Origin of the sequence: Vibrio sp. 10N.222.49.C9 (assembly GCF_041474985.1) — a bacterium.
In the GTDB taxonomy this organism is placed as follows: Bacteria; Pseudomonadota; Gammaproteobacteria; order Enterobacterales; family Vibrionaceae; genus Vibrio; species Vibrio crassostreae_C.
In genome coordinates, this window is the sequence record NZ_JBFRVD010000018.1 from 87,198 (window position 1) to 102,125 (window position 14,928).

The window sequence follows — 14,928 nt, forward strand, 5'->3', positions numbered from 1 at the left end:
TCATTAAACCGCTTGTTATTAACAGTAGCAGGTTTCGAAACGACATAAATGCCGCAGAGAGAACCATTGAAGACCAGCAAACAAAAAGCCCAACCTCATTATAAGGTTGGGCTTTCGATGCTATCTGCATGCTACCGTGTGTACACGTATCGGCTATTCATTAATAACAGGCACTTCGTCACTGTAAAGCGGCTCGCCCTGCATGATGCTGATTTCAACGCGGCGGTTGAGGCTACGTTGCCATTCAGTATCGTTCGGCTCGACTGGCTCGGTATCCGCCATGCCGCGTACTCTCAAGCGTTGATGAGAGAAACCACGCACCTTTTCCATCTCTTGAGCAACAGACACTGCTCGCTGTGATGACAAGTCCCAATTAGAGCGATAAAGCTCGGAATCAAGACGTTGATTATCGGTGTGCCCTGAGATTCGAACGATACCCGGAACATCTTTCACCAACTCAGCAACCTGTCTCACCAAAGGTCGGAACTTAGGCTGTAGGAAAGCAGAACCCGATGGGAATGCACCCTTCTCACGAATTCGAATCACAATCTGCTGGCCAAGGTTTTCAACTTCAATCGCGCCTTGGTCTATCTCTCGCTCCAACGCCTTCTTGATGCTTTCCATCAAGGTTTCCATCTCTTGCGATTGAGCTTCAGCTTGTTGTTGCTGTTGGTCTGACTCAGAGTTTTGATTGTCGTGAGTCGAAACCTCTGGCGACTTGCCTCCGGTCATCTTGCCTTGATCACGCATGGTACCGCCAGCACGCTCAGATTCACCTTCATGAAACTCAAGCGTTTGCTGCGTAATATCAATCGTCTGCTGCATGATCACATCAATCGGTGTCGGCTCTGGACGACCAGGTCGAAACTCTTGTGCAATGATGCTGGTGCCTTTAGGAATGTCTTTCACTTCCAAGCGGTTTTGTACACCAAACGCAAATTTCATCGAGCCAGCGATCTGTTTGAACTTCAGTACGTCCATCTCAGAGAATGAGAGCAGCAGTACGAAGAAACACATCAGCAGTGACATCAAGTCAGCAAATGTCCCCATCCATTGAGGCAATCCCGGAGGAGGACATTTACATGGATTTTCTTCATCCATCTTCAACTCCTCTTACGCAGGTTCACCATCAATCGTACGCTTACCTTCGTTTAGGTAGCTCTTCAGGTAACCATCGATTACTCGTGGGTTCTGACCATCTTGAATCGCGAGTACGCCATCCATAACCAAACGACGGTTGAGTGTCTCTTGGTCACGACGCAGCGCAAGCTTGTCGGCAATTGGGAAGAACACCATGTTCGAAAGAATCGCACCATATAGGGTGGTTAAAAGTGCCACCGCCATCGCAGGGCCGATCGCTTTTGGATCATCCATGTTAGAAAGCATGGCAACCAAGCCAACCAAGGTACCAATCATACCCATCGCGGGTGCTACATCACCAAATGCAGAGAACACCTTCGCGCCCTGCTCATGACGCTCTGTGGTTAATGCGATGTCTTTTTGCAGTGCAGCACGAACTACATCTCCATCATGGCCATCCACCAAAAGATCGATGCCCTTTTGCATGAAACTGTTGTTAATTTCCATCTCTTCCAGTGCTAAAAAACCACCTTTACGAGCCGCATCAGCCATCTCTACAACTTTCGCAATAAGATCTTCAGGCTCATCCGCTTTAAACATAAAAGCTTTGCCTGCGATTTTAGTCGCGCCAAAGAACTGTCCCATGGTGAACTTCATTAGAACAACAAAGGTTGAGCCCCCAACTACGATCAAAATGGATGTCGTGTCATAGAACATCCCGAGGCTTCCGCCTAGGATCATTGCCATAATTACAAAGGCAAATCCACCAATCAAACCTATTAGGGTTGCTAAATCCACTGAGCACTCCTCATGCTTTTTTGTAGCTCTATGTCGACGATAATCTTTTTATCGGCAAGACTATAAGATCTTTTAGTAAATTCTTGGCCTAAGTATCACACTTTTGCTTTTTGTATCACAACTATTACCCGCTTCCCCGTTCTCGAACAGTCATAAACTCGATAAAGGTGAGGTTATTAGATGAAAGTGGCTTCAAGCCTCTTAAAAACGAACTTTCTAGCAAAATTTATTGGTTACATTTGACCATCTCAACGCCCTAAGGTAACGTTCGTTCATCTTTCCAAACGCAGATTTATTATGGCTACTAAGAAACCTGAAAATATGAGCTTTGAAGCGGCAATCGAAGAGCTCGACGGCTTGGTTGATCAACTAGAAAACGGTGATCTAGCTTTAGATGATGCGCTGAAAAAATTTGAACGAGGTATCTCCCTCGCTCGTGCCGGTCAAAGCAAACTAAACGATGCTGAACAGCGTGTTAGCATCCTACTGCAAAATGATGAAAACGCAGAACTTAGTGACTTTAACCCACAACCAGAATAACGAATTGTATGAGATCCCCTATGATCGAGACTTTATTGTCTTATCAGGCACGTAATAACGAGCAACTGAACCTTTGGCTTGATCGCCTGCCACACCAAAATCAGAACCTGATCAACGCAATGCGTTATGGGTTACTTTTAGGCGGCAAGCGCGCGCGTCCATTTCTTGTCTATATTACAGGGGAGATGCTCGGTTGCACCGCTGAAGAACTCGACACTCCAGCTTCTGCAGTCGAATGTATTCATGCCTACTCTCTGATTCACGACGACCTGCCAGCAATGGACGACGACGAACTGCGTCGTGGCCATCAGACCTGTCACATCAAATTCGATGAAGCGACCGCCATTTTAACGGGCGATGCCCTACAAACTCTCGCTTTTACTATACTTGCGGAAGGCACATTAAGTACTGACGGTGAAAGCAATCGCGTTCGAATGATTCAACGCCTAGCAGAAGCCTCTGGTGCACAAGGTATGTGTATTGGACAAGCACTTGATATTGAAGCTGAAAACCGCTCTGTCACTCTAGAAGAGTTAGAAGAAGTTCACCGCAATAAAACGGGCGCTCTAATGAAATGTGCGATTCGTTTAGGTGCGCTTGCTGCGGGCGAGAAAGCGTTTGAAGTGATGCCTCTATTAGACAAGTACGCCGATGCCATTGGATTAGCATTCCAGGTTCAAGATGATATTTTAGATATCACTAGCGATACTGAAACTTTGGGTAAGCCACAGGGTTCTGACCAAGAATTAAACAAAAGCACCTACCCTTCTTTGCTAGGTTTAGAGGGCGCTCAAGAAAAAGCGCGAACTCTGCTACAGGAAGCGCTTCAAGCTTTGGCTGCAATCCCATACAATACCCAGTTACTCGAAGAGTTCGCCCGATACGTCATCGAGCGCAAGAACTAAGACAATAAGCGCGCATTACCTATGACTCTTGATATATCAAAGTACCCAACTCTTGCTTTGGCTGATAAGCCAGAGGATTTGCGTCTACTTCCAAAAGAGACGCTGACACAGCTTTGTGATGAATTACGTACCTATCTTCTTAACTCAGTGAGCCAATCAAGTGGTCACTTAGCATCAGGCTTGGGTACAGTAGAGCTAACCGTAGCTCTGCACTACGTGTACAACACGCCTTTTGACCAGTTGGTTTGGGATGTTGGCCACCAAGCATACCCGCATAAAATTCTTACTGGTCGTCGCGACCGTTTATCGACTATCCGTCAAAAAGATGGACTGCACCCATTCCCATGGCGTCAAGAGAGCGAATACGACACACTTTCTGTTGGTCACTCTTCAACTTCGATCAGTGCTGCACTTGGTATGGCTATCAGTGCAAAGAAAGAAGGTAAGAACCGTAAAGTCGTGAGTGTGATTGGTGATGGCGCGATTACTGCTGGTATGGCATTTGAAGCAATGAACCACGCAGGCGATATTCACAATGATATGCTGGTTATCCTGAACGATAACGAGATGTCGATCTCTGAAAACGTAGGTGCGCTAAATAACCACCTAGCTCAAGTTCTTTCTGGCAGTCTTTACACGTCAATTCGTGAGGGCGGCAAGAAAGTGCTATCAGGCGTTCCGCCGATTAAAGAGTTGGTTCGTCGTACAGAAGAACACCTAAAAGGCATGGTTGTACCTGGCACCATGTTCGAAGAGTTAGGCTTTAACTACATTGGCCCAATTGATGGCCACGATGTAAATGAGCTGATTAAAACGCTTAAGAACATGAGAGACCTTAAAGGCCCTCAGTTCCTGCATATCATGACTAAGAAAGGCAAAGGCTACGAGCCAGCTGAGAAAGATCCTATCGGTTACCACGGTGTACCAAAGTTCGATCCCGCACACTCAAGCCTACCTAAGAGCACCAGCTCTAAGCCAACTTTCTCTAAGATTTTTGGCGACTTCCTGTGTGATATGGCTGCGCAAGATCCTAAGCTAATGGCAATCACGCCAGCAATGCGTGAAGGTTCTGGCATGGTGCGTTTCTCGAAAGAGTACCCAGAGCAATACTTCGATGTTGCTATTGCTGAGCAGCACGCAGTAACGCTAGCAACAGGTATGGCGATTGCAGGTGATAAGCCGATTGTGGCTATCTACTCAACTTTCCTACAACGTGGCTACGATCAACTGATCCACGATGTGGCTATCATGGATCTACCGGTTATGTTCGCTATTGACCGTGCTGGTCTTGTTGGTGCCGATGGTCAAACACACCAAGGCGCGTTCGACTTAAGCTTTATGCGCTGCATTCCAAACATGGTGATCATGGCACCAAGCGACGAAAACGAATGTCGCCAAATGCTATACACAGGCCACCAACACACAGGCCCTAGTGCAGTACGTTACCCTCGCGGTAATGGTATGGGCACTGAGATTCAAAGTGAGTTTACTGCTCTTGAGATTGGTAAAGGCCGTATCGTTCGTGAAAGCTCAAAAGCAAAAGATGGTGCTAAGGTTGCTATCCTAAGCTTTGGTACCTTCTTAGAAAATGCACTTCAAGCAGCTGATGCAATGGATGCCACCGTTGCAGACATGCGCTTTGTGAAACCGCTAGATGAAGCTCTAATCAAACAACTTGCCGCTGACCACGATGTACTGGTGACTATCGAAGAGAATGCGATTGCCGGTGGTGCAGGTGCAGGTGTAATTGAGTTTTTGATGCAAGAAAAACTGCTAATGCCAGTACTGAACCTTGGCTTACCAGACAAGTTTATAGCTCAAGGTACGCAAGGCGAGCTACATGAAGAGCTTGGCTTAGACGCGAAAGGTATTGAGAAGTCTATCTCTGACTATCTTGCTAAGTAGCCTTAATACGTAAGCTCGTAAGCTCGTAAGCTCGTAAGCTCGTAAGCTCCGCAAACAAAAAAAGGTTGGCCCTAGGGTCAACCTTTTTAGTATCCGTTAATTAGTTTGGTGTATCGCCAACTAAACCTTAATCCTTCAGTGAACTCACACTAACCAACCAGCGAAATGTGCCACGGCATACAACGAAATAGCCGCCATAATACCCGCTACAATATCGTCAATCATGATACCTAAGCCGCCGTGAATTCGTGCATCTAACCAACCAATCGGCCATGGTTTTACCATGTCAAAAAAGCGGAAAAGCACAAAACCAGTCAGAAGCCATTTCCAGTCATCAGCAGGGATATTCAATAAAGGCACTAGGCCCATGGTGATCCAAAAGCCCGCAAACTCATCCCATACAATAGAGCCATGGTCGTGTACACCCATATCATCAGAGGTCACCTGGCAGATCTTGATACCAATAATGCAGCTTACCACTACGATGGCAACATAAGCTGGGAAAGGTAATTGAACCAACAATAAGTACAATGGAATAGACGCAAGCGTGCCCATTGTTCCGGGAATTATCGGCGATAAGCCACTGCCAAAACCCGTTGCCAATAAGTGCCAAGGATTTTTAAGAGAAATAAGAGAAAGTGGATTTGTCATCAATTAACCTTAAAGTGATCGTAACCAGTTAAGTTCCAGCTTAGTGGTTCACCATTATTGTGTAATTCAAAATATTCTACAGGTCTTATCTGGCCAATGCAGGTGACTTTTGTACCTGTGTGTGACAAAGCACTTTCCAGCGACCCTTTATTCTCTTCTGGTACAGTAAAGCACAGTTCGTACTCTTCACCACTCGTTAGCGCATACTGCTGAGCTGAAGTGATATCAGGAGCGAACTGACGTAACTCTGCAGAGATAGGCAGCGTGCTTACATCAATACTCGCGCCAACTTGAGAACGCTTAAGGATATGTTTTAAATCAGCAATAACGCCATCAGAGATATCAATCGCAGATGAAGCAAGGTTCACTAGAGCCTGACCCGCTAACACTCGTGGGGCGCTCACATAATGTCTCTCTTCAAGCTCAGCAGCATAGGGCTTCGCTCTGTTCTGCTCAGGGTTAAGTAACACTTCTAAGCCAGCTTTGCTGTCACCTAGATTACCTGTTACGTAAATCCAGTCGCCCACTTTCGCGCCATCTCTGCGCAGCGCTCGTCCTTCAGGAACAAAGCCCTGTACCGTCAGTGTCAGGCTTAGTGGACCTTTGGTTGTGTCGCCACCAATTAACTGAATACCAAAGTAGTCTGCGAGTTTAAAAAAAGAGTCACAGAAAGGAGCAAGCCATGCTTCGTCGATTTCAGGCATAGTTAAAGCAAAAGAGACCCACGCCGGCGTTGCGCCCATTGCAGCAAGGTCACTGATATTGGAAGCCAACGCTTTGTGTGCCACCCAAGCCGGATTCGCCTCAGCTAAGAAATGGGTACCAGCCACTAAGGTGTCCGTGCTGATCGCTATCTCAACATTGCCCGGCGCTTTGACCAAAGCACAATCATCGCCAGCAGCTAGAAGAACGTCTTTACGTTGTGGTTGTCGATTTACAAAATATTTTTCAATCAGGTTAAATTCGCCAGACATCACATGCCCTATCTTTAGTCTCATAAAAATCGCCGTAATCATGGATATTACAGAAATTTAGTTACAAAAAAGGCCAGCATAAAAGCTGACCTTTAGATTCAATATACGAACGTCTTATTTCTTACGAACGTGCGGTGCAGCTTTATCAAGCACACCGTTAACAAACTTATGGCTGTCTTCTGCTGCAAATACTTTTGCAAGCTCGATAGCTTCGTTGATAACCACTTTGTATGGTACATCTTCGCGACGAGTCATCTCGTACATAGCTAAACGTAGAAGCGCTAGTTCCATCAGATCCAGATCTTGCATAGGGCGAGATACGAATGGACGAAGCTTGCTATCAAGTTCCATGTGGCTAAGAGCAACACCAGTTAGTAGGTCGCGGAAGTATGCAACGTCTGTTTCTGGCATAGCAAGAGCAGGCTCTGCAGCATGATGCTCTTCTTCATCATACTTACCACCAGATAAGAACTGTTCTTCAACGGTAGCAATATTTTCTTTAGTAATTTGCCAAGAATAAATTGCTTGTAGAGCAAATTGACGTGCGTTACGACGTGCGGCTGGTTTCACACTGGCCCCCATTAGGAATCGATTTCAGAAAGAACGTTGATCATCTCAAGTGCGCTAAGTGCTGCTTCTGCACCCTTATTACCAGCCTTGGTTCCTGCGCGTTCAATAGCTTGATCGATCGTATCAACAGTAAGAACACCAAACGCTACTGGAAGAGAATATTCCAGAGACACTTGTGCCAAACCTTTATTACATTCACTACAAACATAGTCAAAGTGAGGTGTACCGCCACGAATTACTGTACCAAGAGATACAATCGCATCGAACTTACCTGTTTTTGCAACGCGCTGCGCTACAAGTGGAAGTTCTACTGCACCAGGGCAACGAACAACAGTGATGTTGTCTTCGCTTACTTGTCCATGACGCTTTAAAGTATCGATTGCACCAGAAAGTAAACTTTCGTTAATAAAACTGTTGAAACGAGCAATAACGATAGCAATTTTTGCATTTGGCGCTGGGAAGCCACCCTCGATCACTTTCATAAGCCTTCCTTTAACTATTTTCATCAAGTGAGAATCGCCGGATTCTAGCACAAAACTGTGAGCAATATCTAATGGTAATTTAGAAGAACAGACACCGGCAATGTAAAGATGATAATGCAGCGCTGATCCCAAGCATATAGGAACAGCGAGTAACCAAGTTTGTGTGTTGAACACGTTTTGAGTCGGACTTGGCTACTTTGCTCTTTTGGCAAGATTTATCACCAAAAGAGCCACTGAAATCATCGGTAAATTATGTTGCTACAAACGGAGAAACGTCTGCTTGCTAACGCATGGTTTATTCGCAAACGTACTCAACAACGTTAAGGCCAAAACCACCCAATGCGTGGTAACGCTTAGTGCTTGAAGAAAGCAGACGCATATCGTGCACACCTAGATCTTGAAGAATCTGAGAACCGACACCAACACGACGCGAGGTACCCTGCTTCTTCGCCATAGTTGGCTGCTCGTTCTTGTCTTGCGCTTCGAATGTCTTCACTTTGTGAATCAAAGAATCAGACGACTCTTCGTTGCCAAGAATAACCAACACACCGCCTTCGTCGCCAATACGCTTCATCGCTTTATCTAGCGACCAGCTGCGTTCAGTACCACGGTCTGAATGAAGCAGATCGGTGAACGTGTCATGCAGGTGAACACGTACCAAAGGAGCACCTTCAGATAGGTCGCCTTTTTGCATCGCGTAGTGGATCTGGTTATCAATTGTATCGCGGTAAGTCACCAGCTCGAAATCACCAAACTCAGTTGGCAAATGACATTGGGCAACGCGCTCAATCGTTGTTTCTGTGTTGTTGCGGTATTCGATCAAGTCAGCAATTGTGCCTAGTTTGATGTCATGCTTTTCTGCGAACACTTCAAGATCTGGGCGACGAGCCATAGTACCGTCGTCGTTTAGGATCTCAACGATAACCGATGCTGGCTCACAGCCAGCTAAGCGTGCTAAATCACAGCCCGCTTCAGTATGACCAGCACGAGTGAGAACACCGCCATCTTGCGCGGTCAGCGGGAAGATGTGACCGGGCTGGACAAGGTCTGCCGCTTTTGCATCTTTCGCCACTGCAGCTTGAACCGTCACCGCGCGGTCAGACGCAGAAATACCCGTTGTTACGCCCTCTGCCGCTTCAATCGAAACAGTAAAGTTAGTGGTGTACTGTGCGTTGTTATCTTGAACCATAGGCGCTAGACCCATGCGGTTTGAACGCTCTTTGGTTAGCGTCAGACAAATTAAACCACGGCCGTACATCGCCATGAAGTTAATCGCTTCTGGCGTCACATGTTCTGCTGCCATGATCAGATCGCCTTCATTTTCGCGATCTTCATCATCCATCAGGATAACCATTTTTCCTAGGTGAATGTCTTCAATAATTTCTTGAGGAGTACTAATTGGCATTGTTCTATATCCTTTGAAATGGTTCTGCTTCCTAGAACCGACACTATTTAAACCTGATGATATTGCTTCGCTTTACAAAGTCTCGCTTAACGCACTTTGTATCAACGGTTAGGCAAAACCATTCTGCTGTAAGAATTCCATCGTTAATCGAGATTCAGGCTCAGATTCTTGTTGCTGACCTTGCAGTAAACGCTCCATGTAACGTGCTAATACATCAACTTCTAGATTCACTTTACGACCGACATTGAATTGGTCGATGGTGGTTTCTGAAGAAGTATGAGGAACGATAGTCAGCTTGAATGCGTTCTTACGTAAATCGTTCACAGTCAGGCTAATGCCATCAACTGTTACTGAGCCTTTTTGAGCCACGTATTTTGAGATTTCTGCTGGCATTTCTACCCAGAATTCAATCGCACGGCCAACTTGGTTACGTTCAACAATCTCACCCACGCCATCAACGTGACCAGACACTATATGTCCACCGAAACGCGTGGTTGGTAACATTGCTTTCTCAAGGTTAACTTTATCGCCCGCTTGGTAATCGACAAAACCCGTTTTTTTCAGGGTCTCAAGCGAAAGATCTGCACTGTAGCTGTGGTCGTTATATTCAACAACTGTCAAACACACACCATTGGTAGCGATACTGTCGCCTAACTTAACGTCAGCCATATCAAGCTTACCAACATTAACCGTTACGGTGATGTCTTCTCCGCGGGGAGTGATTGCACTCAATGTACCTACGGCTTCTACAATTCCTGTAAACATTTTAAAACTCTTTTTGTTGTCAACGACACGTATGTAGTTGGAGTAACTATTTCCACTGTGGTTTCGTTACTATCTGTTTCGAAATACGGGTTTCGCAACGATGCGAATATCCACACCAACCTGTCGAACATCTTTAATTTCTAGGTCAATAACGTCAGACATTGAAGTGAGCCCTAATGCACCCATCAAACCTCGTCCGTCACTGCCCATAAGTTTAGGTGCTAAATAAAGGATTAGCTCATCCACCAGCTGCTCTTCAATCAAGCTTTTTGCCAATGTTGCGCCCGCTTCGACCCAAATATGGTCGATATGATTGGCAGGTAATTGACGCATCAGATCGTGCAAATCGAGCTGACCTGCATCTGTGGTTGCGACTTCAATATCAGCAGATGCTTCGGCAACTCTCAACACCGATGTTGGAGTCTGGAATAACTTGAGTTCAGGACGCAGTTGGTTTTGACGATCAAGAATCACGCGAATCGGCTGACGCAGCTCGTCTTCAGCGTAATGACCTTTGATACTGCTTGGCAACTCTGCCCAACGAACATTCAACGACGCGTTGTCTTCAATCACCGTCTGGCTAGTTGACAACACAGCGCCTGATTTTGCTCGGTAGTTCTGAACATCACGACGTGCTTCTGGCGATGTGATCCACTGGCTTTGGCCATTTTCCAATGCCGTTTGCCCATCAAGGCTAGCGGCCATCTTTAACTGAACGAATGGCATGCCAGTTTGCATACGCTTGATAAATGCAGGGTTCAAGTCGAGAGCGTCTTGCTCTAGCAAACCGATTTCAACCTCAATACCCGCATCGCGTAGCATTTTGATACCACGACCTGCGACTTTTGGGTTTGGGTCCTGCATGGCACAAATCACTTTGGCTACTTGAGCCTTAATCAAACCTTCAGCACAAGGCGGCGTTCGACCGTAATGAGAACAAGGCTCTAGCGTGACATAAGCCGTCGCACCTTTTGCTTTGTCGCCTGCCATTCGCATGGCATGTACTTCAGCATGAGGTTCGCCAGCTTTGGCATGAAAACCTTCACCAACGATCTGACCGTCGGTTTGTACAATGACACAACCCACATTAGGGTTTGGCGCAGTAGTGTAAATGCCGCGTTTTGCTAACTGAATAGCACGCGACATCATTTGAAAATCTAGGGGAGTAAAGTTTGACATGATTGAGGAGTTAATCCTCTAATTTAGCGATTTCTTCGCCAAACTCTCGGATGTCTTCAAAGCTGCGGTAAACAGAGGCAAAACGAATGTACGCCACTTTATCCAATTCTTTCAATTGGCCCATCACAAGATTACCAATCATCTCGCTTGGTACTTCACGCTCACCAGTTGCACGGAGTTGTGACTTAATCGTACTGATCGCAAGTTCAATCGCGTCAGCACTCACTGGGCGTTTTTCTAGGGCGCGCTGTACACCACCCACCATTTTATCTTCATTAAATGGTTCGCGGTTTCCATTCGACTTTATGACTTTAGGCATCACAAGTTCTGCCGATTCGAACGTAGTAAAACGTTCACTACATGCAAGGCATTGACGGCGACGACGAACCTGATGGCCATCGGCTACCAGTCTTGAATCGATTACTTTAGTGTCGTTCTCTGAACAAAAAGGACAATGCATATCACCTCCAAATAATTGAATATCAGTGTAACGGAATTGCCAAACGTTAGGAAAGAAAAAGGGCCAATTAAGGCCCTTTTGTGTGGTGATTCATTGATTATTGCTACTCGACCGCCATTTCAAAAATGAGCTGAGGAGTAAAATTAACGACCAGCGTTAACCGCGGACTAAATAGTTCGCTTTACCTACCCATTTGTAGCTTGTCAGCTCTTCTAAGCCCATTGGGCCGCGAGCATGCAATTTCTGAGTAGACACGGCAACTTCAGCACCTAAACCAAACTGTGCTCCATCAGTGAAACGTGTTGATGCATTCACATAAACCGCTGCAGAACCAACAGAGTTAATGAAACGCTCTGAGCTCTCTAAGCTATTGGTCATGATCGCATCTGAATGACTCGCGTTGTGTACACGCATGTGGTCAATCGCTTCTGCCACATCCGCTACCACTTTCACGCCTAGCGTGTAGCTTAGCCATTCAGTGTCAAAGTCGCCTTCAACCGCATCACGTTGGTCTTCAAAACCCGCTAGCAGCGATTTTGCACTGGTATCAGCAACTAAGGTTACCTTGCCGGCTAAACGCTGTTTCAGCTTAGTTAGGAAAGCTTCAGCAACCGCTTCATGCACTAGCAGTGTATCTAACGAGTTACACGCTGATGGACGTTGAACTTTTGAGTTTTCGACCACATCGACAGATTTCTCAAGATCAGCGCTTTCATCAACGAAGATATGGCTGATACCAAAGCCGCCGATGATTACTGGGATGGTGCTGTTCTCTTTACACATCTTGTGCAGACCAGCGCCGCCACGAGGAATGATCATATCCACGTAGTCGTCCAGTTTAAGCAGTTGAGAAACGAGTTCACGATCAGGCTTCTCGATGTACTGAACAGAAGCGGCTGGAAGCTCCGCTTTCTCTAATGCAGACTGGATAACCTTAACCAGTTCCATGTTCGAGAAAAACGTCTCTTTACCACCACGTAGAATGCTTGCGTTACCTGTCTTCAGACACAGAGCTGCAATATCGATGGTTACGTTCGGACGCGCTTCATAGATAACACCCACCACACCAAGTGGCACGCGGCGGCGAGACAGTGACATACCGTTTTCTAGTACTTTGCTGTCAATTTCGCTGCCAACTGGGTCATTCAGGCTAATCACGTTACGAACATCGTTAGCGATACCGGTTAAGCGCTCTTCGTTAAGAAGTAGACGATCGAGCAGTGCGTCAGTTAAACCCGCTTCACGACCCAGTTCGATGTCTTTCGCGTTCGCTTCTAAAATCGTTGTTGCGTTTGCTTCTAGCTCATCAGCGATAATCGCCAATGCTTTATTCTTTTGCGCCGTAGATGCGGTCGCTAGGTGGAAAGCAGCGTCTTTTGCTGCGATACCCATGTTAGTTAAATCCACGTTTAACTCTCCCTAAATTCTGTCTGTCTTTGGATGCAAAAAGGTGATTCACCTTATCATCACGAGCTACTCTTGGATTACAACTAGGTCGTCACGGTGAATGACTTCTGACCCATAATCGTATCCAAGGATGTCGCCAATATCTTTACTGTGCTTGCCTGCAATTTTTGCTAGGTCTTGGCTTGAATAACTGGCGATACCACGCGCAATTACTTTGCCTTTGCTGTCTGTGACTTGGGTAACTTCACCACGAGAGAATTCGCCTTTAACTCGAACAACCCCTTTCGCCAACAAGCTGCTGCCTTTGGTGTTGACTGCGTTTACTGCGCCGTCGTCAACCACGATGTCACCTGCTGAAGCAGGGCCCGCTAAAATCCAGCGTTTACGGTTTTCAAGCGCTTCCGCTAAAGGCAAGAAACGTGTGCCTTGTGGGTTATCACTCAGTGAATCAAACACCACATTTTCAGCACTGCCCGCAGCAATAATCACTTCGATGCCTGCGCGACGAGCAATGTCAGCCGCCTGCAGTTTTGTCGCCATGCCGCCAGTACCCAACGTAGTACCGCTGCCACCTGCGATCTTACGCAGCGTGTCATCAATGGTTTTCACTTCTTTGATGAGCTCAGCATTTGGATCTTTACGAGGGTCAGCCGTAAACAGGCCTTTTTGGTCTGTTAGTAGCAAAAGCTTATCAGCACCGCACAAAATACCCACTAAGGCCGACAAGTTATCATTGTCGCCCACTTTAATTTCGTTGGTTGCTACTGCGTCGTTTTCGTTTACTACCGGAATAATATCGTGCTCAACCAGTGCGTTGATCGTGTCACGTGCATTAAGAAAACGCTCGCGATCATCGAGATCAGCACGAGTCAGTAGCATCTGGCCAATCTTAAGGCCATAGATAGCAAACAAAGACTCCCAAACTTGAATCAACTGACTTTGCCCAACTGCCGCAAGCAACTGTTTGCTCGCCATTGAGTTGGGAAGTGCGGGGTAACCAAGGTGCTCACGTCCTGCTGCAATTGCACCAGACGAAACCATAACCACAGAGTGGCCTTGTTTTTTTAATTCAGCACATTGACGAACCAGCTCAACCATATGAGCGCGGTCTAATGCCAATGTTCCACCAGTTAAGACACTGGTACCCAGTTTAACAACGACAGTTTTACGCTGTGTTGTTGTCCCGCTTTGATGATTTGTTGTCATGAAGTCTTTTATGGATAAAACAAATAAGAGGTGATGTTTTAGCAATCAAAAGGGGAATTCACAAGCAGAAAAGGTGCGAAATCGCACCTTTTTGCTTTATATAGAAGAGTAACCTTTAAAATTAGACGAATTCGACAGACTCTTCGTCTAATTGGATACTGATTTCAAACTTACTTTGAAGTTCATCAACCAGTTTCTTGTGGAAGGCTTCTTGAGTTCGAGAGACCTCAGCGACCGCCTTTTTAGGTAACGGCAAAGAATCCCAGTTACCATCGATGTTGTACTTGCCGATATTGTACTTCGCCGAATATCCCTCTTCCGACTTATCCAATTCCAGCCACCAGCCCCAGAACTCGCGTTCTTCTGGTGATTTTTTATCGTTCACACATACAGACAAGCAATCAAAGATATAGTGGCCTTCTTCTGATTGCGGTTCCCTTAAGTAAGGCCCGATCGCCTTTAAAACATTCAACAAGCGGTAATGCGTAGGTTGTTGTGTCACTTCTGACATATTGAATCTCCATTTTCAATGTTAAGAATGACGTTACTCAGACTGTTATACGTAGAAACTACGCATTTGGATTTTATAAATGACCTCTGA

At 46.1% G+C, this 14,928-nt stretch carries 16 protein-coding genes; 3 read left to right on the plus strand and 13 right to left on the minus strand.

The annotated features are described in order from the left end of the window. Window positions 1-153 precede the first annotated feature (153 nt). Together AB4585_RS06875 and pomA are read right to left on the minus strand one after the other, a co-directional pair. Entirely contained in the window at window positions 154-1,101 is a 948-nt protein-coding gene (locus AB4585_RS06875) for a flagellar motor protein MotB (protein WP_017060777.1), read from the minus strand. A gap of 12 nt (window positions 1,102-1,113) precedes the next feature. Beyond that, window positions 1,114-1,878 carry a flagellar motor protein PomA gene (gene pomA / locus AB4585_RS06880; RefSeq protein WP_017060778.1) on the minus strand — a complete coding sequence of 255 codons (765 nt, stop codon included), beginning with the start codon at window positions 1,876-1,878 and terminating at the stop codon, window positions 1,114-1,116. Window positions 1,879-2,175: 297 nt separating this feature from the next. Here pomA and xseB point away from each other — a divergent pair, with 297 nt between their 5' ends. The 3 genes from xseB to dxs are packed head-to-tail and all read left to right on the plus strand — an operon-like array spanning window position 2,176 to window position 5,228. Beyond that, window positions 2,176-2,418, plus strand: coding sequence for an exodeoxyribonuclease VII small subunit (xseB, locus tag AB4585_RS06885; RefSeq protein ID WP_004734405.1), 243 nt, complete (start codon window positions 2,176-2,178; stop codon window positions 2,416-2,418). A gap of 20 nt (window positions 2,419-2,438) precedes the next feature. Then, on the plus strand, window positions 2,439-3,323 hold the full coding sequence (gene ispA, locus AB4585_RS06890; RefSeq protein ID WP_372169451.1) for a (2E,6E)-farnesyl diphosphate synthase: 885 nt from the start codon (window positions 2,439-2,441) through the stop codon (window positions 3,321-3,323). A 21-nt stretch (window positions 3,324-3,344) separates the two neighbouring features. Then, the gene (gene dxs / locus AB4585_RS06895; protein WP_327783568.1) at window positions 3,345-5,228 is read left to right on the plus strand and encodes a 1-deoxy-D-xylulose-5-phosphate synthase; all 1,884 of its coding nucleotides are present in this window, start codon (window positions 3,345-3,347) and stop codon (window positions 5,226-5,228) included. A 144-nt stretch (window positions 5,229-5,372) separates the two neighbouring features. Here the strand turns inward: dxs and pgpA are convergent, their stop codons facing one another. From pgpA to crl, 11 genes are all read right to left on the minus strand, one after another. Beyond that, the gene (pgpA, locus tag AB4585_RS06900) at window positions 5,373-5,879 is read right to left on the minus strand and encodes a phosphatidylglycerophosphatase A (RefSeq protein ID WP_146492068.1); all 507 of its coding nucleotides are present in this window, start codon (window positions 5,877-5,879) and stop codon (window positions 5,373-5,375) included. Continuing rightward, window positions 5,879-6,853, minus strand: a complete 975-nt coding sequence (gene thiL, locus AB4585_RS06905) for a thiamine-phosphate kinase (protein WP_017060783.1) — start codon at window positions 6,851-6,853, stop codon at window positions 5,879-5,881. Before thiL ends, pgpA begins: the two co-directional genes overlap by 1 nt. Before the next feature lie 114 nt (window positions 6,854-6,967). After that, window positions 6,968-7,435, minus strand: coding sequence for a transcription antitermination factor NusB (gene nusB, locus AB4585_RS06910; protein ID WP_004734399.1), 468 nt, complete (start codon window positions 7,433-7,435; stop codon window positions 6,968-6,970). Beyond that, window positions 7,435-7,905 carry a 6,7-dimethyl-8-ribityllumazine synthase gene (ribE, locus tag AB4585_RS06915; protein ID WP_004741508.1) on the minus strand — a complete coding sequence of 157 codons (471 nt, stop codon included), beginning with the start codon at window positions 7,903-7,905 and terminating at the stop codon, window positions 7,435-7,437. The genes nusB and ribE overlap by 1 nt, the downstream gene beginning before the upstream one ends. 295 nt (window positions 7,906-8,200) lie before the next feature. Further along, window positions 8,201-9,310 carry a bifunctional 3,4-dihydroxy-2-butanone-4-phosphate synthase/GTP cyclohydrolase II gene (ribBA, locus tag AB4585_RS06920; protein WP_372169452.1) on the minus strand — a complete coding sequence of 370 codons (1,110 nt, stop codon included), beginning with the start codon at window positions 9,308-9,310 and terminating at the stop codon, window positions 8,201-8,203. A gap of 108 nt (window positions 9,311-9,418) precedes the next feature. Continuing rightward, window positions 9,419-10,075 (minus strand): riboflavin synthase, encoded by a 657-nt coding sequence (locus AB4585_RS06925; RefSeq protein WP_010436361.1) that lies wholly within the window; start codon window positions 10,073-10,075, stop codon window positions 9,419-9,421. A gap of 69 nt (window positions 10,076-10,144) precedes the next feature. Further along, entirely contained in the window at window positions 10,145-11,224 is a 1,080-nt protein-coding gene (gene ribD, locus AB4585_RS06930) for a bifunctional diaminohydroxyphosphoribosylaminopyrimidine deaminase/5-amino-6-(5-phosphoribosylamino)uracil reductase RibD (protein ID WP_017060785.1), read from the minus strand. Window positions 11,225-11,264: 40 nt separating this feature from the next. Next, a complete protein-coding gene (nrdR, locus tag AB4585_RS06935; RefSeq protein ID WP_004734394.1) occupies window positions 11,265-11,714 on the minus strand; it encodes a transcriptional regulator NrdR in 450 nt (149 codons plus the stop codon). Window positions 11,715-11,870: 156 nt separating this feature from the next. Further along, entirely contained in the window at window positions 11,871-13,121 is a 1,251-nt protein-coding gene (locus AB4585_RS06940; protein ID WP_017060786.1) for a glutamate-5-semialdehyde dehydrogenase, read from the minus strand. 66 nt (window positions 13,122-13,187) lie between these two features. Continuing rightward, window positions 13,188-14,372, minus strand: coding sequence for a glutamate 5-kinase (gene proB, locus AB4585_RS06945; protein WP_012604650.1), 1,185 nt, complete (start codon window positions 14,370-14,372; stop codon window positions 13,188-13,190). Between the two features lie 76 nt (window positions 14,373-14,448). Next, window positions 14,449-14,838: a sigma factor-binding protein Crl gene (gene crl, locus AB4585_RS06950; RefSeq protein ID WP_017060787.1), complete on the minus strand. Its 390-nt coding sequence runs from the start codon at window positions 14,836-14,838 to the stop codon at window positions 14,449-14,451. Between the last annotated feature and the right edge of the window lie 90 nt (window positions 14,839-14,928).

Excerpts from the sequence above, each read along its gene's own strand:
- AB4585_RS06875 (WP_017060777.1), bottom strand. The coding sequence starts at position 1,101 with ATGGATGAAGAAAATCCATGTAAATGTCCTCCTCCGGGATTGCCTCAA.
- xseB (WP_004734405.1), top strand. The coding sequence starts at position 2,176 with ATGGCTACTAAGAAACCTGAAAATATGAGCTTTGAAGCGGCAATCGAA.
- ispA (WP_372169451.1), top strand. The coding sequence starts at position 2,439 with ATGATCGAGACTTTATTGTCTTATCAGGCACGTAATAACGAGCAACTG.
- dxs (WP_327783568.1), top strand. The coding sequence starts at position 3,345 with ATGACTCTTGATATATCAAAGTACCCAACTCTTGCTTTGGCTGATAAG.
- pgpA (WP_146492068.1), bottom strand. The coding sequence starts at position 5,879 with ATGACAAATCCACTTTCTCTTATTTCTCTTAAAAATCCTTGGCACTTA.
- thiL (WP_017060783.1), bottom strand. The coding sequence starts at position 6,853 with ATGTCTGGCGAATTTAACCTGATTGAAAAATATTTTGTAAATCGACAA.
- nusB (WP_004734399.1), bottom strand. The coding sequence starts at position 7,435 with ATGGGGGCCAGTGTGAAACCAGCCGCACGTCGTAACGCACGTCAATTT.
- ribE (WP_004741508.1), bottom strand. The coding sequence starts at position 7,905 with ATGAAAGTGATCGAGGGTGGCTTCCCAGCGCCAAATGCAAAAATTGCT.
- ribBA (WP_372169452.1), bottom strand. The coding sequence starts at position 9,310 with ATGCCAATTAGTACTCCTCAAGAAATTATTGAAGACATTCACCTAGGA.
- AB4585_RS06925 (WP_010436361.1), bottom strand. The coding sequence starts at position 10,075 with ATGTTTACAGGAATTGTAGAAGCCGTAGGTACATTGAGTGCAATCACT.
- ribD (WP_017060785.1), bottom strand. The coding sequence starts at position 11,224 with ATGATGTCGCGTGCTATTCAGTTAGCAAAACGCGGCATTTACACTACT.
- nrdR (WP_004734394.1), bottom strand. The coding sequence starts at position 11,714 with ATGCATTGTCCTTTTTGTTCAGAGAACGACACTAAAGTAATCGATTCA.
- crl (WP_017060787.1), bottom strand. The coding sequence starts at position 14,838 with ATGTCAGAAGTGACACAACAACCTACGCATTACCGCTTGTTGAATGTT.